This window comes from Imperialibacter sp. (assembly GCF_048007035.1).
Taxonomy (GTDB): Bacteria; Bacteroidota; Bacteroidia; order Cytophagales; family Cyclobacteriaceae; genus Imperialibacter.
Map to the genome: position 1 here is coordinate 4,057,381 of NZ_CP180355.1, position 21,207 is coordinate 4,078,587.

At 47.9% G+C, this 21,207-nt stretch carries 19 protein-coding genes; 9 read left to right on the forward strand and 10 right to left on the reverse strand.

The genetic code is table 11. The features are described 5' to 3' along the window. The first annotated feature begins 17 nt into the window (after positions 1 to 17). From ACMVP2_RS17490 to ACMVP2_RS17500, 3 genes are all read left to right on the forward strand, one after another. Entirely contained in the window at positions 18 to 1,928 is a 1,911-nt protein-coding gene (locus ACMVP2_RS17490) for an ATP-binding protein (protein WP_416864409.1), read from the forward strand. A gap of 87 nt (positions 1,929 to 2,015) precedes the next feature. Beyond that, positions 2,016 to 3,428, forward strand: a complete 1,413-nt coding sequence (locus ACMVP2_RS17495) for a CCA tRNA nucleotidyltransferase (RefSeq protein WP_339793128.1) — start codon at positions 2,016 to 2,018, stop codon at positions 3,426 to 3,428. A 152-nt stretch (positions 3,429 to 3,580) separates the two neighbouring features. Beyond that, positions 3,581 to 4,273, forward strand: a complete 693-nt coding sequence (locus ACMVP2_RS17500) for a tetratricopeptide repeat protein (protein ID WP_339793127.1) — start codon at positions 3,581 to 3,583, stop codon at positions 4,271 to 4,273. On the opposite strand, the gene ACMVP2_RS17505 is transcribed toward ACMVP2_RS17500, so the two are convergent. Next, entirely contained in the window at positions 4,252 to 4,986 is a 735-nt protein-coding gene (locus ACMVP2_RS17505) for a ceramidase domain-containing protein (protein WP_339793126.1), read from the reverse strand. The two genes, ACMVP2_RS17500 and ACMVP2_RS17505, sit on opposite strands and share 22 nt — an antisense overlap. Before the next feature lie 189 nt (positions 4,987 to 5,175). On the opposite strand from ACMVP2_RS17505, the gene ACMVP2_RS17510 reads away from it, so the two are divergent. Further along, a complete protein-coding gene (locus ACMVP2_RS17510; RefSeq protein ID WP_416864410.1) occupies positions 5,176 to 7,617 on the forward strand; it encodes a TonB-dependent receptor domain-containing protein in 2,442 nt (813 codons plus the stop codon). A gap of 16 nt (positions 7,618 to 7,633) precedes the next feature. Here the strand turns inward: ACMVP2_RS17510 and ACMVP2_RS17515 are convergent, their stop codons facing one another. Next, positions 7,634 to 9,277: an amidohydrolase gene (locus ACMVP2_RS17515; protein ID WP_416864411.1), complete on the reverse strand. Its 1,644-nt coding sequence runs from the start codon at positions 9,275 to 9,277 to the stop codon at positions 7,634 to 7,636. 218 nt (positions 9,278 to 9,495) lie between these two features. Here ACMVP2_RS17515 and ACMVP2_RS17520 point away from each other — a divergent pair, with 218 nt between their 5' ends. The 5 genes from ACMVP2_RS17520 (at position 9,496) to ACMVP2_RS17540 (ending at position 15,002) form a co-directional block, all read left to right on the forward strand. Next, a complete protein-coding gene (locus ACMVP2_RS17520; protein ID WP_339793123.1) occupies positions 9,496 to 9,948 on the forward strand; it encodes a hypothetical protein in 453 nt (150 codons plus the stop codon). 76 nt (positions 9,949 to 10,024) lie between these two features. Next, positions 10,025 to 10,648, forward strand: coding sequence for an RNA polymerase sigma factor (locus ACMVP2_RS17525; RefSeq protein WP_416864412.1), 624 nt, complete (start codon positions 10,025 to 10,027; stop codon positions 10,646 to 10,648). Further along, a complete protein-coding gene (locus ACMVP2_RS17530) occupies positions 10,641 to 11,192 on the forward strand; it encodes a hypothetical protein (protein WP_339793121.1) in 552 nt (183 codons plus the stop codon). The genes ACMVP2_RS17525 and ACMVP2_RS17530 overlap by 8 nt, the downstream gene beginning before the upstream one ends. A gap of 10 nt (positions 11,193 to 11,202) precedes the next feature. Then, positions 11,203 to 12,273: a hypothetical protein gene (locus tag ACMVP2_RS17535; RefSeq protein ID WP_416864413.1), complete on the forward strand. Its 1,071-nt coding sequence runs from the start codon at positions 11,203 to 11,205 to the stop codon at positions 12,271 to 12,273. Positions 12,274 to 12,596: 323 nt separating this feature from the next. Continuing rightward, entirely contained in the window at positions 12,597 to 15,002 is a 2,406-nt protein-coding gene (locus ACMVP2_RS17540; protein ID WP_416864414.1) for a PAS domain-containing protein, read from the forward strand. A gap of 146 nt (positions 15,003 to 15,148) precedes the next feature. Here ACMVP2_RS17540 and ACMVP2_RS17545 read toward each other — a convergent pair whose 3' ends face one another. The 8 genes from ACMVP2_RS17545 to ACMVP2_RS17580 form a co-directional block, all read right to left on the reverse strand. Continuing rightward, the gene (locus tag ACMVP2_RS17545; protein WP_416864415.1) at positions 15,149 to 15,463 is read right to left on the reverse strand and encodes a Spy/CpxP family protein refolding chaperone; all 315 of its coding nucleotides are present in this window, start codon (positions 15,461 to 15,463) and stop codon (positions 15,149 to 15,151) included. Positions 15,464 to 15,473: 10 nt separating this feature from the next. Then, positions 15,474 to 16,154 carry an SCO family protein gene (locus tag ACMVP2_RS17550; protein WP_416864416.1) on the reverse strand — a complete coding sequence of 227 codons (681 nt, stop codon included), beginning with the start codon at positions 16,152 to 16,154 and terminating at the stop codon, positions 15,474 to 15,476. Beyond that, entirely contained in the window at positions 16,126 to 16,722 is a 597-nt protein-coding gene (locus ACMVP2_RS17555) for a toxin-antitoxin system YwqK family antitoxin (RefSeq protein ID WP_416864417.1), read from the reverse strand. Before ACMVP2_RS17555 ends, ACMVP2_RS17550 begins: the two co-directional genes overlap by 29 nt. After that, positions 16,709 to 17,533, reverse strand: a complete 825-nt coding sequence (locus ACMVP2_RS17560) for a YHYH protein (protein WP_416864418.1) — start codon at positions 17,531 to 17,533, stop codon at positions 16,709 to 16,711. Before ACMVP2_RS17560 ends, ACMVP2_RS17555 begins: the two co-directional genes overlap by 14 nt. A 43-nt stretch (positions 17,534 to 17,576) precedes the next feature. Further along, positions 17,577 to 18,059 (reverse strand): hypothetical protein, encoded by a 483-nt coding sequence (locus tag ACMVP2_RS17565; protein ID WP_339793114.1) that lies wholly within the window; start codon positions 18,057 to 18,059, stop codon positions 17,577 to 17,579. Continuing rightward, positions 18,056 to 18,334 carry a hypothetical protein gene (locus ACMVP2_RS17570; RefSeq protein WP_416864419.1) on the reverse strand — a complete coding sequence of 93 codons (279 nt, stop codon included), beginning with the start codon at positions 18,332 to 18,334 and terminating at the stop codon, positions 18,056 to 18,058. The genes ACMVP2_RS17565 and ACMVP2_RS17570 overlap by 4 nt, the downstream gene beginning before the upstream one ends. 4 nt (positions 18,335 to 18,338) lie before the next feature. Next, positions 18,339 to 18,938, reverse strand: coding sequence for an RNA polymerase sigma factor (locus ACMVP2_RS17575; protein WP_416864420.1), 600 nt, complete (start codon positions 18,936 to 18,938; stop codon positions 18,339 to 18,341). Between the two features lie 186 nt (positions 18,939 to 19,124). Beyond that, on the reverse strand, positions 19,125 to 20,927 hold the full coding sequence (locus tag ACMVP2_RS17580) for a hypothetical protein (RefSeq protein ID WP_416864421.1): 1,803 nt from the start codon (positions 20,925 to 20,927) through the stop codon (positions 19,125 to 19,127). Positions 20,928 to 21,207 lie beyond the last annotated feature (280 nt).

Genomic DNA, 21,207 nt, shown 5'->3' on the forward strand with positions numbered 1-21,207 from the left:
CATCAACCAAATAGTTCATGTTCTTTAAGAGAGATAATTTTAGACAGTTCATCTTTCTGAGTAAGCCTACTGTCTGCCTTCTTTTGCTGACTCTTTTTCTCCCTGAAAGAGGTGCTGGCCAAGGTGCGGACAAGCCTGATTCATCCATTGTCGATGAGCTTTCGTCAAAGGCAGATGTTGCCATGCTGTCCAATGTGGACTCGGGCTTCTTCTATGCCAAAAAGCTGTTGGAGCTTGGCGAGCAACAAGAATTTGACTATGCCAGGGCGAGAGGGTATGAGAAGCTTGGCTGGACACACTGGGTGGAGGGAAATTACGCTGACGGGCTGAAAAATGCTTTGGACGCCATCAGGATTTTCGAACAGTACGGCCCCTCCGAAGGTCTCGTCAGTGCAGTTTTATCTGCCGGGAGAAACCTTTTTGAGCAACGTAGCTACACCATGGCACTGACCTATTATCAACGGTCGGAAGCATTAGCACAAGAATTGGGGCTGGAGAAGCCACTGATAGAGGCCTACAGAGACCTTGGGGGTATTTCAATCTCTCTTGGCGACTATGAAAAAGGCCTCGACTATTGCACACGTGGCCTGGCGATCGCTAACCGGCTGGGGTTGAGGTCATCTATTCCGATATTTTATAGCCATATAGCACTCATCCATTTTAATCAGGGCGACGTGGAGCAATCGGTGGATTATAATTGGCGAGCTATACTGGAAGGGAGACTGACAGGCAACCGCCGCATAGTGGCACTTGGCTTTGAGCGCCTGGCCAATATCGATCTTCAGCAGGGGTTGTACGATGAAGCCATCCGCAAAGGAAAAGAAACCCTTGAGATGGGGCAGGAGCTTGGGTCGTCCCTGATAGCCATGCGAGCCTATATGGTGCTTTCCAGGGGATATGAAGGCAAACGAGACTATGAGAAGTCCCTCACCAACTACAAGCTATATATTGAGATCAGCGATAGCACTTACAACGCTGACAAGGAAAGTATCATAGCGTCCATTGAGGCTGTGTATGACCTCGAAAGCAAGCAGGGGGAAATAGAACTGCTCGAAACGGAAAGAGCACTTAATGAACAGGAGTCGAGGGCCAAGAATTACTACATCATTCTGTCCCTTGTAGCCATTGGACTTCTGATTGCGCTAACTTTTGCTTTGTTCAGAGCTTCCAGGTTTCAGAACGAACACAATAGCGAACTGCAGGCCAAGAACGCTGAGATAGCGGCCCAAGCCAAAAAGCTCGGAGAGATGAATGCCACAAAATCGAAGATTTTTTCGATCATTGGCCACGACCTGCGGAATTCGGTGGCCAACCTGAAACAGCTGCTGGACCTGCTGAATAGTAAGAAAATAACCCTGAAAGAGCTCAGGGAAGTAGCGCCAGAAGCCAAGCAAAGCGTAGATGCGTCATTTGACGTACTCGATAACCTCCTGCACTGGGGGCTTACGCAAATGAACGGAATTAGAACCAATATAGAGCCGGTTTTGCTCCAACCCATCCTAGCCGAAATCGTGTCTCACTTTACACTTTTTGTGGAAAGGAAAAACATCACATTGACCTTCGAGTCAGAAAAAAGCATCACTGTGATGGGTGATGCTCCACAGCTGACTGTGGTGCTCCGGAACCTGGTGGGCAATGCCATAAAGTTCACCAAAACTGGCGGCGCCATCGTTGTCCGGGCAAAAGACATGGGCGATTTTGTGAGAATTTGTGTGAAAGACAACGGTGTGGGTATTCCTGAAGACAAGCTCAAACTTTTATTTAAGCATGAAACCCATTATTCCGAATCGGGAACCAACGACGAAAAAGGAACCGGTCTGGGCTTGCTTCTCTGCTATGAATTTGTGGAAAACATGGGCAGCCGACTGGAAGTAGAAACGGCCCTTGACAAGGGGACTACCTTCTTTTTTGATATGAAAAAAGCCTGATACAGCTTTTCTTACTTATGCTATTCTTTCTTGAGAATGGGCTAACTTTGTGCCATGGGTGAGCATGTGAATAAAATACTCAGCGTTATGGAGAGCGACCCAGCGTTTGCCATTGTTGGTAAAGCTGCAGACGAGCTGGGTGTGGAGGCGTACGTTGTTGGTGGGTTTGTGAGAGATATTTTCCTGGATCGTCCATCCAAAGACCTTGATTTTGTGTGTGTTGGCAGTGGCATAGCCTTGGCAGAGCAAGTGGCTCGCAGCCTCAAGGGCAAATCCAACCTTAGTATTTTTAAAAATTTCGGCACTGCTCAGGTCAAGTGGGGCGAGTATGAGCTTGAGTTTGTTGGCGCCCGCAAGGAAAGCTACCGGACTGACAGCCGCAAGCCGATTGTGGAAGATGGCACCCTCCAGGACGACCAAAACCGCAGGGACTTCACCATCAACGCCATGGCCATTTGCCTGAACAAGAAAAGGTTTGGTGAGCTTGTTGATCCTTTCAATGGCATTGAAGACCTGCGCAAAAAAACAATCAGAACACCGCTTGATCCCGATATTACTTTTTCTGACGATCCATTGAGAATCATGCGGGGCATCAGGTTTGCGGCGCAGCTCGGCTTCGACATTGCTCCCGACACTATGGAAGGCATTACCAGAAATGCCCATCGGTTAGAGATTGTTTCAATGGAGCGGGTAACTGACGAGCTTAATAAAATTATTCTGTCGAACCCGCCTTCTTATGGGTTTCAGCTTATGTTCCATGCGGGAGTCCTCAAATATGTGTTTCCCGAAATGGTAGATCTTTATGGCGTGGAGGTGATCAATGGCAAGGCGCATAAAGACAACTTCTTTCATACGCTGAAGGTGCTCGATAATGTTAGTCAGGTCACCAGCGATCTGTGGTTGCGGTGGGCGGCCATTATGCACGACATCGCCAAGCCAGCCACAAAGCGCTTCAACGACAAGGTAGGTTGGACTTTCCATGGCCACGAAGACAGGGGTGCTCGCATGGTGCCCAAGATTTTCAGAAGAATGCGCCTGCCCATGGACTTAAAAATGAAATATGTGCAGAAGCTGGTCAGGTTGCACCTGAGACCCATCGCTTTGGTGAAGAGGGAGGTAACTGATTCTGCCATTCGTCGGCTGCTGTTCGAAGCAGGAGACGATGTGGAGGACTTGATGAAGCTTTGCAAAGCCGACATCACCAGCAAAGACCACAACAGGGTTCAGCGCTATCTCAGTAATTTTGAACTGGTGGAACAGAAAATGGCTGAGGTAGAAGGCAAAGACCATGTGCGCAACTTCCAGCCGCCAGTTTCAGGCGAAATGATCATGGAGGCCTTTGGCATTCCCCCTTCCAAGCCCATTGGGGAGATCAAGGAAGTGATCAAGGAAGCGATCATGGAAGGCGAAATCCGCAATGAATTTGAGCCTGCCTATGAGCTGATGCTGAAAACAGGATTGAAGATGGGCCTGAAGCCCGTAAAGGAGTTGAAAAACTAGCAGCCTGACTAAATCGTGTAGCCGGGCTGGCTGCCGATCGATTCAGGTAGCAGGATCGGTTAAATGTTGTTAAATCGTGCGTAAATATTTCGTGATTCAACTGAGGAAGTTAATTTCGGGATTGTTAAAGAAGCTTATTAACTAAGAAAAATATGAAAAGAGTAGTTGGTACGTTGATGTTGGTGTTTTTTGGAACTATTGCATCCTTTGCTCAGGATTCGCCTCAGTCTACGCCCGAGTTCAAAAGAAACAAACAGGTGTTTGAGATGGCCTCTTTGTTCAACGATGCTGCCGTAGCCAGAACAGCCCTTTATAACATGATTGCCATTGATAGCCAAAACCCAGCGCTACTTGACTCACTGGCTCTTTTGTACTACGAATTTCAGAATTATTCGTCTGCTGCTATTGTGACCCAGGCAGCTCTTAGGGCTAACCCCAGCAATCCATTGATGCTGGAGCTTTCTGCCATTTGCTACGAAAGCCTTGGCTTGCCCGACAGAGCACTCGCACAGTACGAGACGCTTTACATGAAACAAAACAATCCTTTGACACTGTACAAAATGGCTTTTCTTCAGCTACAGGTGAAGCACTACGTGGAAGTAAACACGTCAGCCGACATTCTGCTGGCAAAGCCGGAATTGAAAGAGACCAAAATCGTGTTTCCTAAAGCAGATGAAACCACGCAGGAAGTGAGCATGCATGCCGCTTTATATAACCTCAAAGGGCTGGCTGCTAAGGCTCAAGGCGATAATGTAGGAGCCAAAGCTATGTTTGATAAAGCGTTGGAGGTGTCCCCTGATTTTGAAATAGCTTTGAAAAACGCTCAGGAGGCAGCCTCTAAGTAAATCTCGCCTTTTAAATTCTCCAGTCTACGGAACCTGTAAAGGAATTCTGCCAGGTAAAATGCGCCTACGCCGGTCGATATATGCCATAGAAAATGCGTGCCCATGGGCAGTGCATTTTCCTTCCAGGCATCGAGTTCCCTGAAAACAAGCGCCAGCACGAAAAGCGCTATCGAAGCACCAATTATTCCCGCATAACGGTACTTTATCTTGTTTAGCAATAGCAAAATTGGCAGAAAAAGCAGGGTGCCCGTAATAGCATAGGAAATATTGAGTGCGGTATGAGGTGACACAAGAAAATACATGCCATACCTGATAGCGGCGGCAGGCACGATGATATAGATGATCTGCCACCACTTGGGTAACACTTTGATCCAAAAGTAGATGCTGAGTGAGATGGTTAAGACGGCTGTGGGAAACACATCCAGCCAGAGGAAAAACTCACTATTGCGGAATGCATGGAAGAGTGTGCTGCCAAGCCCGCCCAAAAACAGCAACGGCATGCAGTAGGCAAGAAAAAGGTAGTTCTTTAGCTCCTTGTTAAGCTTGAATGCCCAATAAACTGCCGGAAGCAGGATAAGCAGTGAGGAAATGGCATTCCATGGCTCTACTATGATCCATTCAGGATGAAATTCATGGTACACGGGCCCCCCGTCAGGCAGGCTGGCAAAATACCGTGCATGCTCTGTGTTGTTGGGTAAATCAATTACCTGCATAGTTAATCACCTCATTTACTTCAACTTGCGCCCCGTTGATCGGGTATATGTGCCGAACACATAAAGTTCTGAACAAAATAGACGTCAAAACACTTACTAAATAGTATACCAGGCGACAAGAAGTGATGTTCATCATTTGTTTCAGGCAAATTTTCGCACTTCTCATTCGCTTAACAACACAAAGTTATCATGAATTTATCACGCCCAACAATATTCTTTATTGCAGGACTCATTTTATTTACTTCAGCGGATATTGCCGCTCAAAAGGAAGGAGGAAAAGCGGATGTTGTAGGGAAGATCGTTGATGCGGGTAGCGGTGACCCTCTGGAATTCGCTACGGTTTCCTTCTATACGCCCGACTCCAGCCTTGTATCCGGCGTTGTTACCGACCTCCAGGGCCAGTTTAAAATTGAGTTGGCACCCGGGTCCTATTACAGCCTGGTGCAGTTTGTTTCATACGAAGACAAGTATTTCTCGGGAATAACCTTAGCGGAGGGGCAGAAACGCATGAATCTGGGCACCATAGCTGTGGAAGCAGACAGTGAAACCTTGCAGGAAGTGGTGGTGGAGGCAGAGAGAGGCCAAATGGAAATGAGCTTCGATAAACGCATATTTAACGTGAGCAAAGACCCAAGCAACGTGGGACGAACTGCCACGCAACTGCTCGACAATGTGCCGTCTGTTACTGTTGACACCGATGGGAATGTGGCGCTTAGGGGAAGCCAGAACGTAAGAATTTTGATTGACGGAAAACCATCCGGGCTGGTGGGGATCAGCGGCTCCAACGGGCTCCAGTCGTTGCAGGGAAGCCTGATCGAAAGCATTGAAGTAGTGACCAATCCCTCGGTTCGCTATCAGGCAGAAGGGTCGGCCGGTATTATCAACATCGTACTGAAAAAGGATGATAGAAACGGAGTAAATGGATCTTTTGAGTTGAATGCTGGCTACCCGGCCAACTATGGAGCCAGTGCCAATGTCAATTTTCGCAGGGAGAAAATAAACTACTTTGTTAACTACGGGGCCAACTACCGGGAGAGCCCGGGCGGAGGCAGCTCCTTTCAGCGATATACGCTTCCTGACACCTCATTTATCACAAGAAGAACCGAAGACAGAACCCGGGGCGGCTGGGCTCACAACCTGCGAGCCGGAGCCGATTTCTTTGTGACCCCAAAAGACATCATTACCGTATCGGGAGTGGTGAGGTACGAAGACGGCGAGAATGTGAATAATCTGATTTACGAAGACTTTAATAGCAACGACGTGTTGCAGAACAGAACTGGTCGGGTCAATACCGAGCAGGAAAATGAACTGAACTCAGAGGTGACGCTGAACTACGAGCGGTCGTTTGACGATAAAGACCGCAAACTAACGGCATATGCCCAATTCCGGGACAATAACGAGTCGGAAGATGCCGATATTGAACAACGCTTGCTCGACGGCGAGGATCCAGAAATGATCATGTTGCGTCAGCGGTCGTTAAACGATGAAACAGAAAGGAACCTCCTGGTTCAGTCGGATTACGTACACCCTTTTTCTAAGGACGGAAAATTCGAAGCCGGATTCAGAAGTACTTTCAGACAAATTTCAACTAACTATCTTGTGGAAGAGCAGGATTCCATTGGCACCTGGAATAATCTTGTGAACTTCACCAATGATTTCAGATATACCGAGAATGTGCATGCTGTGTACGGACTGATTGCCAATCGCCATGGCAAGGTGTCGTATCAGGCTGGTTTGAGAGCCGAGCTATCCGATATCCAGACGTTGTTGCTGCAAACCGACGAAACAAACAACCGGCTTTACGCCAACCTTTTCCCAAGCATCCATGCCAACTATCATCTCAACGAAACCCACTCCTGGCAGGTAAGCTACAGCCGCAGGATCAGCCGACCAAGGTTTCGGGAACTCAACCCGTTTTCTTCTTTTAGCGATGCAAGGAACATACGCACCGGTAATCCGAACCTGAATCCCGAATTCACCAACAGCTATGAAATCGGCTACCTTGTCAATGGCAAAACGTCTACCGTATACGCTGGCGTGTACAATCGCCGGACTAGCGACGTCAGTCAGCGGGTGAATTACGTGGATGCCGATGGTGTAACGTTTTCGCAGCCGCTCAACCTCGCTTTCGAAAACGCCTTTGGCGTGGAGTCAAATATTTCCAAAGACTGGTTTGACTGGTGGACATCAAGCCTCAACTTTAACTTCTATCGGAGGATCATCGAAGGTGACTTCAATGGGGAATCGCTCAACGCCGATACCTACACTTGGAGCGGGAGGGTAAACTCCAGGGTCACACTTTGGAAGAAAGTCAACTATCAGGTGAATGCTTTCTACAGAGCGCCTCAAAATACACCTCAAGGTGAAAGGTTGGCCTACTATGCCATCGACATGGGCCTGAACCGGGACATCCTCAATGGAAATGGCACGATCAACCTGAGTGTGAGAGATATCCTCAACTCCAGAAAGTGGAGAGGCATCACTCAGGGAGAGACATTTTATCAGGAGAGCGAATTCCAGTGGCGCTCCCGCCAGTTTATGGTCAGCTTTGTGTACCGGCTCAACCAGAAGAAAAGAGGTGGAGGCCGGGAGGAAAGAGAGGACTTCGAAGGTGGTGAAGGCGACTTCTAGACTCCAGCCGTTTTTATCACTCCTTCATAAATACCAGCTTTCCACCCACAAACGTAGCTATCACTTTGGTGCTTCGGATCTCGTCGCCCGGTATCGAAAGAATGTTTTTATCCAACACCACAAAGTCGGCTAGTTTTCCCGGCTCAAGGCTGCCTTTTATATCTTCTTCAAAGGAGGCGTAAGCAGCATCGACAGTATAGGCCCGGAGCGCTTGCTCCGCAGTTATTTTTTGTTCAGGCACCCAGCCGTCCGGGTCGGCGCCGTCCAGGGTTTGGCGGGTGACAGCAGCATAAATACCTTCCAGTGGAATGGGAGGTGCCACAAACCAGTCGCTGCCAAAAACTACCCTGGCTCCGGCATCGAGCAATGATTTGAAGGCGTAAGTTCTTTTGATGCGCTCAGCGCCAATTACTTTTTCAGCCCATCGCCCGTCGTCTATGGCGTGATAGGGTTGCACTGAGGCAATGATGTTTAGCTCAGCAAACCTTGCGAAATCGTCAGGAAGAATGTGCTGTGCGTGCTCAATGCGGAAACGACGGTCTTTTGAACCATTTTCTTTTTCTACTTCTTCAAAAATACCGAGCAGCGTGTGGATGGCCCTGTCGCCAATGGCGTGTACCATCACCTGCAGGTCGGCTGAGTCGGCACTTTTGATCCACCGATGGAGGTTGTCTGGTGTATTGACAAAAAAGCCAGAGTCGGTGGGTGTGTCAGAAAAAGGCTCGTAGAAGGCGGCTGTGTGCGAACCCAGGGAGCCGTCCACAAAACCCTTCACGCCACCAAACCTCAGCCACTTGTCTCCACCTTTGTACGCTTCTGCATCTTTCAGGGCATTGCGCCAGCTAGCCAGCGAACCTGTCACATACACCCTGGTGGTCATTTCTTCTTTTTCGTGAAGCTGAGCATAGGCATCGTTCATATCGTTAAGTGCATGCACCGAGGTTACACCGTGAGAGGCCACATATTCCATTGCAGTTTTGGCCGCTCTCAGCTGTTGTTTGAGAGAAGGGTCAGGCAACACTTTGTAAAAAGGTCTCCTGGCGTTGTCCTTAAAAATGCCAGTGATATTACCGGCTTCATCTCTTACAATAGTTCCTCCGGCAATATCTGCCTGCCGGTTGGTGACATTTGCCAGCTCCATGGCCTTGCTGTTCACAAGCACCATATGGCCGTCCAGTCGGTTGATGAACAACGGGTTGTTGGCTGTTACGCTGTCGACCCAGCTTTTTTGCGGCAGCTCGCCGCCCCAATTTTCGTGGTTCCAGTCACCGCCCAGGATCCACTCGCCCGGCTCAATGGTGGCTGCATAGGCTTTGATACGTTCAATAAATTCTTCGGGCGTGCCGGCGTCTCTGAGCTGCACTGATAGCAGGTTGTAGCCACCGTCCATAAAGTGGGTGTGAGCGTCGATGAAGCCAGGGATGATCATCTTATTGTCGTAAGCCTCCACAATAGTATTGGGGCCTTTGTAGGCTATTATTTCCTGCAGGCTGCCCAGCGCAAGTATAGTATCGGCCTTGATGGCCATGGCTTCTGCCTGTGGGTTGCTATCATCGCCTGTCCAGATAAGCTTCGCACTTACGATCAAATCGGCTTCAATGCCCCTGGAGCATCCAACACTAATTATTAAAATGGCAATAAGTGCAAATAATTTATTCATAGTTATAAGGAATAAGTAGTAGACTTTGAGTAAATATGCAATAAAACTGTGATTGAATAAATAGAAAACGCTTCCTGATTTTTTGTAAAAAAATGGAAGCTTTCAACTGGAAGGAGTGTCTTTTAGTAAGCGTCGTTTGCTTTATTTTTTGGTGAGCTGTTGCGAATGCCCTGGGTTTTACACGAACTGAACCATTAGTATGTCCTAATCATGATCCAATGAAGGCTATTTACTCTTTTGTTTGCCTCGCATGCATGCTGGCTTCCTGCGCAAGCCAACCCGACAACTACGAACTCCTCGAAGGCGAATGGAGGAATGTGTCGCTGAAACTGATTCAGCATACTATCGCGAACGGCACCACCGATTCCACGCTGACTATTAAAAATGGTGACTGGGATAGCATTCTTCAAATGAGGCCAATCCGAACTACCTTTAACAGCAATGGTACCTACATGTCTCGCTACTATAATCTTAAAGACTCTCTGATTTTTGAGGCGGGAGGGCATTGGCATTTCATTGGCGACAGCCTCTACCTGTCATCCGACGAAGGTGACAATAGCTACTTTTTTCAGGTGTTGGAAAACAACCAGGCCAGGTTCGTTTCCCGCCTCGACTGGGACAATGACGGCCAACCGGACGACGAGTACGACGGTATTCAGCAAAAACAATAGAACAATTTTTCACATTTAACCTCCTCATGCAACCCTCTATTTCTCCTAAGGTCTTTGGTATAGAATTTCGAAAGTTTTGGAGAAAGCAATTGCATACAGGTTGGAGGATTCACAAGCATATACAGTGACGGAGGAAGGGAAAAGCGCCGTTGTCAATATCCATCAGTCCCTTATCGACAGTTGTCGGGAGGGGAGCAGAGAGGCGCAATACCAGCTTTACAAACTGTATAACAAAGCCATGCTCAACGTTGCCTGGCGCATTGTGAACAACCAGTCTGATGCTGAAGACATCCTGCAGGAGTCTTTCCTAAGTGCCTTTCGTAATATTCAGTCGTACAAGGGTGACGCCACCTTTGGTGCCTGGCTGAAGCGAATAGTGGTGAACAAGGCGATCAACCACATTCGCAAACGAAAGTTGGAAATGAGCGACCAGGAAATCGGCGAAGTGGATGTTGCCGATGAGCAAAATTCGTTTGAAAATGATCCTGAAGTTTTGTTAAGTGTGGAGAGGATCAAAAGAGCCATTCCACAACTTCCGGACGGTTTTAGGGCAGTGTTGTCGCTCTACCTGTTGGAAGGTTACGATCATCGTGAAATTGCAGACATATTGGGCATAACAGAATCAACATCGAAGTCGCAGTTTAATAGGGCAAAAAGCAGATTGAGAGAAATTTTGAAGTCGGAGGTGAATTATGAGTAGTCGTTTAGAAGAATTTATTCGCAACCACAAGGAGGAGTTTGATGACAAGGAAACCTCCGATAAGGTATGGGCCAACATTAGCAAAGGGCTTGATAAAGACAAAAAGGAACCCGTTCCCATGTGGAATTGGACCTGGAGAGTGGCAGCTGTGTTTTTCTTTCTAACCAGCTCCTGGTTTGCAGTGGAAAAGGTAATGCAGTACAGGGAAAACGGTGGAAATGAAGTGGCTGTAAGCGAAGAGTACAAAGAGTTTGTGGAAGCTGATCACTATTACACAACATTGATCAGCCAGAAGAAACAGGAGATCGAAGATTTTCGCCTCGCCAATAGCGATCTCGAAGAAGAGTTTTTGCAGGATGTGGAGAAACTTGACTCCATGTATATGGACTTGAAAAAGGAATTGAAAAGCTTTCAATATAATGAGAAACTGATGGATGCAGTGATTCGCAATCTCCAATTGCGTGTCGAAATTCTAAATCAACAAATCAGTCTTCTGCAGCGGATTCAGCAGAAAAAAGCGCAGGAGGAAACAGTTTCTATTTAAGAGAAAGACCATGAAACAGAACATGTATAAACATTTGAAATATTCGGCACTGGCTCTTTGTCTGCTGTTTGTGGCAGGCCTGGCGAGTGCTCAGGGTTCGGAAAAGGAGAAGAGGGTGTCGAAATCGTACCAGGTAAATGATAACCGCCTGGAGTTTTCGGTAAGGAATAAGTTCGGGAAAGTGGAGATTTCCACCTGGGACAAGCCACAGATAGATGTGGAAGTAGTGATCAAAGTGGACAACCGAAATGAATCCAGGGCCATGAAGATGCTCGACCAGATCAACGTTACCATCATGGAGTCGTCGCAGGCGATTTCTTTTGAGACGAGGATTGATGGTAGCCTGAACAACCGCAACAACGAAGAGTTCGAGATCAACTACACGATCAAAATGCCTTCGAACCTGCCGCTCATAGTGAAGAACAGCTTTGGCGACACCTACATTGGTTCCTACGATGGCCCGGCCACCCTCGACATTGCCTACGGTAATATCAAAGCAGAAACATTTTCCAACGACCTGAGACTCGAGCTGTCGTTTGGTAGCGGTGACATTACCAGCACCAAAAAAGCCGACATGACCGTGAAGTACAGCAAGCTCGACATAGGCAAGGTGGGCAACGCCACTATCAATAGCCAGTTTTCGGATCTTGATATTGAGGAGTTGCTGGATGTGAACCTCGACGCTAAGTATGGCAGCGTGGAATTTGGCTCGCTCAACAATATTACCGGCAGGGTGAGCTTCTCTGGCTTTGAGCTCGACCTGCTGCGGAAGTCGATGGACCTGACCACAAGTTATTCCGGGGACTTCACCATACGCAAGGTGAGCAAGGGCTTTCAGCGCATCAGCCTCGACGGCAAGTTTGGCTCGTTTGATCTTGGGCTTGAGAGCGGAGCCAACGCCTCGGTGGAAGCCAACCTGAAGTACTGCGACATGTCGTACTCAGGCGTGCCCTTCGAATTCAACTACGTGGTGAAAGACCACAACAGCAAGGAGTATCGTGGTAAGCTGGGCACCGGCCAGGGCGGCACCATCAATGTCAGCAGTGACTACGGCGACGTAAGAGTAAGAACAGTACAGTAATAAGCATATAATTCAAGTCCTGAAAGGCCATGCCAGTATAAGCTGGGGTGGCCTTTTATTCTTCTCCCGGCACAACCGGCGCTTAAAGTACTCGACCCTTTGCTAGGCTTTATGTAGTTATGCCTGGAACTATACCTTTCCATTATGTTTGCTCGTTCAGCTAATTTCTCTAAAATTGCGAGCGGGCTTATGCTAGCAATTGCTTTCCCCTGGAACCATCAAGTTTTTTCTTTAAAAGTTCTATCAAGAATTTTCGTGCAACCACTATGTATATACCCGAGGAGAACGACCGTCACGCTCCTGATTTACTAAAACCTGGTCAGTTGAATAAGCTTTTACAGCGCCAGCTTGAGCAGTTTCTTTCTGCCGGCGAAACGATAGCCCCGCATCTTGAAGGGTTCCTGCAGACCGTTAGCGAAACCTACGAAAATTTTGAAAAGCAACTGCCTGGCGAAGAAATCCGTTCGCTCGTGTCTCAGCAAATTGGTAGTATGGGTACCTGGGAATTGACTTTGGACAGCCAGAACCCTCTGAGAGGACAGTTGGATTGGTCAGAAGAGATGTACGGTATTTTCGGGTATGCCAAAAATGAGGTGCCGGTGACCCTGGAACTCTATTTTGCTCACTTGCTGCCTGCCGACAAAAGGTTGGTGGAGGCCACGCTTGGACAAATGATTGCATCGGGAGAAGATTGCCGCATGGAACACTGGCTGATTAGAAAGGATGGTAGCGAATGCTTCGTGTGTCAGAGGGGAACGCTCGTGCGTGATGAGGAAAGTGGCGAGCCTCTGCGACTGATTGCCATAGTGCACGATATTACAGACCAAAAAAGAGCCCAGGAGGAGATACAGAATAAGGAGACTCATCTTAGTATGACTCAGCGTATTGCCAGGGTGGGTAGCTGGGAGATGGGCCTTCAGCAGCCGCTGAATTCACTTGCCGGCTCTCTTCGGTTGTCTGACGAGTGTTATCGCATTCTAGGCTATGAACCAGGGGAGATTGTTCCTGACGTTAATGTAATCACTTCACACCTCCATCCGGAAGACAGGAAAAGAGTGCACTCAGTAGTTGGGGAAGCTATGGCGGCATCGTCGCCTTTTGAGGTAGAATGCAGAGTGATTACCAGACAGGGCCAGTTGCTTCATGTAGTTGGCCGTGGTGAGATAATCATTAACGGCTTGCGCAACAGACCAGTGAAGGTGATCGGGATACTGCAGGACGTAACCGAGCAGAAGCGAGCATCTCTGTCACTGGAAGAGGCCAAGGCCAATTTTAAAAATGTTCTGGAAAACACTGATACAGCATTTGTACTGCTTGATGCTGAAAGAAGAATTCTATTGTTCAACAGACAAGCCGATGAACTAACTAAAAGAGAAGCAGGCAACACCATGACAATTGGTGCCAAATATGAAGACATCGTGCTGCCAGGCAGGAAGGAAATAGTAAGGCAAGCACTGGAAAGTGTAGCGCTTTCGAAGCAAAAGTTGGTCTACGAGTCCCACTATGCAAATGCTGACCGCCCGGAATGCTGGTTTTCAGTAAGCATACATCCCATTTTAAGTGAAAATGATGAGCTCATCGGCATGAGCGTAGCCACCCACGAGATTACGAACGAGAAGAATCATCTTGAACAAATCAAGGTGAGCAATGAGAGGTACGAGTTGGTCACCAGGGCTACGAAAGATGTGATTTGGGACTGGAATCTGATGGATGATATGGTGTATCGTTCAAATACTTTCATTGAAGTGTTTGGAGGAATAAGCGTAGCCGATGAAATGCTCAAAGATGGATGGATAGAACAGGTGCATGAGGAGGATCAGGCTCGTGTGCACCAGCACATGATGAGCTGCATAGAGGATCCCCGAGCGAATGTGTGGGAAGATGAGTATCGGTTTTATCGGAAAAACGGAGAGTTGGCCTATGTAAGCGATAGGGGTCTGATTATTCGCAACAGCCAGGGCCAGGCGGAGCGAATGGTTGGAGCCATGAGAGACATAACCACCCAAACGCTGCTTGAAAAGGAAAGAGACAAAATCACCAACGATCTGCTGCAACGAAACGTAGCACTTGAGCAGTTTACTTATATTGTTTCACATAATTTGAGAGGGCCTGTGGCCAATATACTTGGACTTTCAGGGCTGCTAAAGTCCTCTGCACTCGACGAGCAGTCCTTTCAGATGTGCTTAACCTCCATGGAGTCCACTACAAAAAAACTCGATCAGGTGATCAAAGACCTGGATCAGGTATTACAGGTGCGTCAGCAGCTTACCCAAACAAAGGAAAAAATAAGCCTGCGTGGGCTGGTGGAGGAAATTCAATTGATGATAGGGCACGAGCAGGGGCACAATGACATTTGGATAAACATTGACTTTTCAAAAACAGACGAGGTGTACAGTTTAAAGAGCTATCTGCATAGCATTTTTCACAACCTCATTACTAATAGTGTTAAGTACAGAAAACGTGATCAACCGCTGACTATCGACATAAAAAGTGATCAATCAAACGGTTACACCCTGCTTACCTTCAAAGACAACGGCACGGGCATAGACCTGAAAACCAATGGGGAAAAGGTTTTTGGACTGTATAAGCGATTTCACGAAAGCGTCGAGGGAAAAGGCATAGGATTGTTTATGACCAAAACGCAAGTGGAATCGCTGGGAGGTAGAATTCATCTCCAAAGTGAACCGGGCGGTGGCACAGAGTTCACCGTCGAGCTGCCGCTTCATTGATGTAAGCGTAGTTCTGCCTGAATGTGCCACCGGTTGTTCAGTGTGTTAACAGCTAAGAAGAAAGTGCCGCCAAGTGTGACTATAAAAGGAACCGAATCGTTGACTCTTCAATGAAAGGCGCAGCCGAAAAACCTTATCAGCATTGGCTAATTCCGTTTCGGAGGCCCTTGCTTCTTCATTTTTTCGAACTTTTTTAACTGCTCTTCGGTCAAAGTGGCCTCCAATTCCTTGCTCATAGCCTTCTGCGTAGCCTCAGCTTTTGACCGGTCTTTCATTGAAGCCTCATATTTTTTGTGAATCGTCGTCCATTGTTCCACCTGGGCGTCTGTTAAGTCGAGCTCTTTGGTGGCACGCTTTACTCTTTCTTCTACCGAAGGAGGGCCTTGTCTTTGTTGGTTGGGTTGAGCGTGGCTCAGGTAGCTAAGACCAATGAATCCGACGATCAGCGCTAATTTTTTCATATGAATGTTTTTAAAGAATGTTCGACTTTTCAAGTGTTTTAATGTCAGCCATCAGTTGACTGATGGCTGCTTTGTTTAGTCCGTTATAGATGCCTCGTATGTGCCTGTTGCCGTCGATCAGTACCATATTTTCGGTATGAATAAAATCGTCGGGGTCTTTTTCAAGCCCGAGGTCTTCTTCTACAAAATAGGCATTTCGGCCCAGGTTGTAAATTTGGTCTCTGTCTCCAGTGAGCATGTGCCATTTCCCATCCACTACTCCCTTCACATCTGCGTATTCTTTCAGCACAGCCACATTGTCGTAGTCGGGCGTTACAGAGTGAGAAAGTAGTAGCACCTGGTCGTCTTCCAGAAATGCCTCTTGCACCAATGCCATATTACCTGTAAGCTTAGGGCAAATGCCTGGGCAGGTGGTGAAGAAAAAATCTATCACGTAGATTTTTCCCGCCATGTCCTTTTCGGTAATGGTGTCGCCCAGCTGGTTGACGAGTGCAAACGCTGGTACCTGGTGAAAGTCGGCGGGAAGCTGTGCTGGCGAGTCAAACCACTTGGGTGTGAAGGTAGCCTCCTCATAGTAGGGGAGCTCTTCCACTCTGCTGGTGGTTTGCTGCTTCGATTCGCAACCGAACAGGAACAATATCAGAACCGAAAAGTGAAGTGCCTTATTCACTGTATTGAATAGTTTCATCATTTAGCTCGTAACATAAGTTGGCTCGTTTCAGACCAAATATTCGTCCGTTCTTTGCCTCGTAGTTGACGTAGATTTTGCCGTTTTCACGCCAGGCACGCTGAAGCCCTTCCTCTTTGCCGTCAACCATATTGAGCTCTTTGAAGAGACTGCCGCTGGCGAACCATTGTTGCTGCAGGCCGTGGGCTTTTCCTTCATTGAAATGGGATACTGTGCGCAGTTGTCCGTTGGCCCACCACGATTTCACCGTTCCGTGAAGTTTGTTGGCGTGGTACTGAGCCTCATAGCTTGGGGTGCCATCAGGAAACCACTTGCGCTGAAGGCCTTCCTTGCGGCCTTCGACGTAGGAGACTTTCTCAGCTGTCTTGCCGGTGGGATATTGCGCCACGCTGATGCCTGTGAAGGGAGTGCCTTTGTAATACACCATCCCTTCATTGGCATGCAGGGTCACCAATTCATCGGCTACTTCAACCCCGCTGTTTGCACTCGCAGTGTGATTGCTTTTTTTCATCGACTGGCCCGACAACAGACCAGCAATGATCAGAAGGATATGAATGCTAGTTAATGGCATTAGCTGTGCCTTGATAGTCGCCAGGGAAAAGGATATAGTACTTGTTGAGGTAGAGTTCGTTTTGAATGTGGTAGTGATACTCTTCATCACTGCTGTACTTTGTGGTGCTGGTATGCCCACCCGAAGCATCCAAATCAGCTGGGTAAGTGCCGGTGGAGGTACACTTTCTGCCATAAAGGAAGAAACCGTCGGAGATGATACCTATCAGGTTGTCGTCATCTTTTGACCAGGCCACGGGCTCCAGGTGATAGTGATAGCTTTGAGGGCCGGTGTGTGCGCCATTGTAGTCGAGCGAAGGAGCTGCACCATCCAGCGGCACATTTGGCCCTTCCTCGTCGTTGTAAATCATGGCGCCGCTCACAGCAATACCTATCGCCCCGAGGCCGGTGGCCGACGACCTGGAAGCTTTGGCAGGAACAGCAGGCACCGTAAGGGTGTACGAACCATTGAAATCGTCGATGTTGCCGGGAGCCATTTGCTTGTAAGAAGTGACTGTAGGCTCCACAAACAGCGGATGATTTACCGCTGCAGCAGGGGTTGTTAAAGTGTTGCCCATCGGGTCTATTGCCGTGCGGGTAGTGGTGTTGGACCAGTAGGGCGACGTGTGATTGGGTAGCCCGTTCGACTCTATGATTACCTCTTCACCATCGAGCATGATGGTGGTATTGTCGGTGTCGAAAGCCGCAAAGGCTGCGTGCAGCTCTACCGTGGCACCCTTAGGGTCGGTACCCGACGAGTCATTGCTTCCGCAAGAGACACAAATTGCCCCACTTAGGGCGAGGGTGAAGACATTCAGTTTAATCAAGTGCATATTTAGTTTTTTTTTTTGTACTTCAGCTATAGACGCAAACCTTTTAGAAATCCCTCGGAGGAGGGGGAGCGTTTTTTTCAGCGCCGGTCAGCACCTGAGTTATTTTTTCGGTAATATCATCGAAATGAGTTAACTGAGCTGGTGTACACAGGGCCTTTAGCGCTTCAAAATGTTGATAGGTCAAAGTAATTTTTTTTTCTTCCAGCGCTGATAGCTGTGTCATCCGGGTTGCCTGGGTAAGTGAGTCAGAAGACGCCTCCCTGAGGTTAGAGAAATAAGCTTTCAATAGTGACCGCTGCTCTCTTTCAATATCCATCATGGCCATTTGATGGCCTTGCGCCATTTTGAAATAGCGCTGCTCCTGGTCGCTTGTAAGGGCTAACTGCTGGCTGATCCTTTTCATCATATCTTCTTTACCTAAAGGGCGAGGCGGAAACTTAGGCCCTCTGAACATGAGGAAGAGAAGGATGATATTCATCGCCAGCATAACAAAAAGGCCTATCTGGTAAATTCTGTGGGTGTTCATTCTGCGTAAATATTATAGCTCGAAATCAAATCCGTATAGCTTTGCAATTGACTATTGGTTTCGGTGCTGCTGACATAACTGGAAATGAAGAATATGTTGCTGCAAACCATCAACACTATCGCTGCTGCTACCGCCATCCAATTGTCGCTTCGCTGCTTTTTCTTTGGTGAAAGCGCATGGATTTTTTGCTGAATTTTTGAAAAAGCATTGGCAGGTGGCTGGGCTTTCTCCAAGCCCTCCAGGCTGTTCATAATTTTGTCTTTCCAATCTTCCATATCGTTATGACGTTGTTTTGTTTGAATTCCCTCGGCCGGGGTAATATTTTTCTAAAGCAACCCTCAAATTGGCTTTTGCCCGCTGCAATAGCGACTCCACTGATTTTCGACTCACGTTCATAATGTCAGCCACCTCCTGCTGAGGCAGCCCCTCCACTTGCGTAAGGATGAAAGCTGTTCGTTGATTTTCCGACAGCTCGTCGATCACCCTGAAGAGTAATTTACTCTCTTCGGCATTCTCCATTTTGACGCCGGGATGCGCAAAGTCGGCGATATCATGCTTGACCTCTGCTGAATCACGTATGTAGATGGAACTGAAGATGCCGAGGCGCTTGCGGCTGTTCTTTTTTCTGAGAAAATCGAGAGATTTATTAACGGCAATGCGGTAAATCCAGGTACTGACCGACGAGTCGAACCGAAAGCCAGCTGCCGTTTGGAAAACGGTGACAAACACATCCTGAAGCACTTCTTCGGCGTCTTCAGCACTTTTGGTGAAGCTGATGATGGTGTTGTAAACCCGGTTCGAGTAGTGCTGGTACAGCAATTCCAGTGCTTCCTCGCTGCCGCCTGCTATCTCCTCCAGCCATTTTTTTTCATCAACCATTCACCGCTTTTCACGTGATTTGGCGTTAAGATGGATAATTTATGACAGAGTTTAAAAGGGGAGGCAAATAAAAAACCCCGCATCAAAATGATACGGGGTTTACCTGTGCTGCCAACTTGTTTATTGTAATTACCTTTTTATTGAGGCCTTTATTTATCTGGTAGATTTTATTCGAATAAAACCTGCTCATCCGCCGTACCAGTTGCTTTCCCAGCCTTTGCTGATGCCCAACTTTAATCCGATAGGATGTTTGTTGAGGTACACCACTACTGGGTATTCGGTGCCTGTGGCGTCGCCCTTGAATTCAAATCCGTTCAATACGTAAACCTTGCGGTTGTCTGAATTTACCTGTTTCACAAAGGAAACGGTGTTTTGAACGGGCTCAGGGCCTGGGTATGGTTGCTCAAAACCCACTTTCAAAACATCTTCATTGTGATTAAAACCAGCGATTTCCATTTGAAAGTCCCATGTTTTTCCTCCGTCTGTTGTGGTGGTGATAATGGAAATCTCCTGCTCCTTTTCCTCCACTATCACATCACTTGTATAAGGCTCGCCAGTGGCACTACCGTCGGCACGAAGCATGGTAGCAGTAATGCTATAGATTGTCTCAATTGGCCTGGCTTTGCCCTCAAAAGTGAGCGGCTTATACACATAGGTGTTGAGTCCTTTTTCAGAGTTGGATTTGGTTAAGGTTAGGATAGCTGTTTCGGGCGTGGGTGCCGGATTACCGTATAAGTTGTTGAACTTCACTTGCACATAGGAAGCGGGCTCATTCGTTGGGTCGGCGTTTTCATCAACAATGACCCTGAAATTAGTGCCGCTGTTGTTTTCTCTGATCCTTATCCTGCGAATCCGGCCGCAGCAGGGCCCTTCCACCACCACATATTCAGTAAAGGCGCTCAAAGGTTTTCCATCGAAGCCCATTAGGATCGCCGTTACGCTGTAAGCCTTGTCGGTTTCCAACATGTCACCAGCACCTTTGGCCACGTAGGTAGTGCCACCGTTTTCATCGTTATCAATGCTTTGGGCTGTGGGGTAGGCAACCTGCTCTATCACACCGTTTTCAGTTTTGACCATGAAATCGACGTGTTCTACGATGCTTGAAGCACCGTTGCCATCAAGCACCACAGACGTTCTGAAGTAACTGTCTTCACGGCGCTTTCTGATCCTGATTCTTTTGATACGGCCTGTGAAATCGGCTTTTTGAATGGTGGTTTGTCCGCCACCTGGTTCCCCGATAATTATTCCTTCCAAGTCGGCCATGGTCACAGTAGTGTTGAAGATGCCGCCTGTAGGATCAGTGGGTGTCCAGACAAGACTGTTTACTGTGCCAAGTTTTTTCTGTAGCTCGCTTAGTGTAATCTTCTCCGGCGGCTTCATGCCGCTCATGGATTCCGTGAAGGCGATGTCTATCTTGCTCACCACGCTTGCCGGGTCGTTGTAAATGGGAATGGATACAGCTAGCTGGAAGCCCTCTTTGCCGCTGGCACCTGTGCTGAGAATAGTTAGGTCACCAAGGATGGGCGCCTGCAAGGTAGTTTTGCCTTTTTCATCCACATAGGCATCGTATTGATGTGATTGCACCAGGTTGCCTTTGCTGTCATAATACTTCAAGTCGATAGTGATCACAGAGCCCTCGTAGCCATTGCTGGCCGGGGTGTAGGGGATGGAGTACTGTGTGTCAATTTTCCCGAAGTTTAAGGTGAGGTGCTCGCTTCCTCCATGATTGTCTTTGGAGCTGATCGTAAGCACCGTTTTTCCCTTCTCGTCGGGCACCACCGAGTAGTCTCTAACCACTACTTTGTGCTTGCCTTTATTGGTCGTTCTGAAGACCACGGTGGGGATGCCCTGGTCGTTCATTTCAAGGTCGTCGTCGGTCAAAGCCTCGGTCAGCAGGTTGATGTCCTGCGGCTCGATGAGCTCGATCTGTTCCTGGCAACCTGCCAGCAGAAGAAGCATGACAAAAAATCTCAATACGTTGGTTTTCATAAGACGGATGATGTTTATGAAAACTAAAATAGGGCAGGTTTAGTCACTAATCTCAGTAAATGAGGAAGTGCCCGGGGTGGATGAGTATTCGTTACAGTAGGGTGAACTTTGCCTCGGCTCGGACGCTTAGACTACGAAAATTTACTCAAGTAGCGCAGTAGCCTATTAAACCTGGGTTACTTAAGAGAGTCCTTATGGGCTCATCTGAGCTTTTGTAGTCTGAGGCACATAACCTCCGCCGATGTGTCCTTCTTGCTGGTTTCTTACTTCGGCGTACACC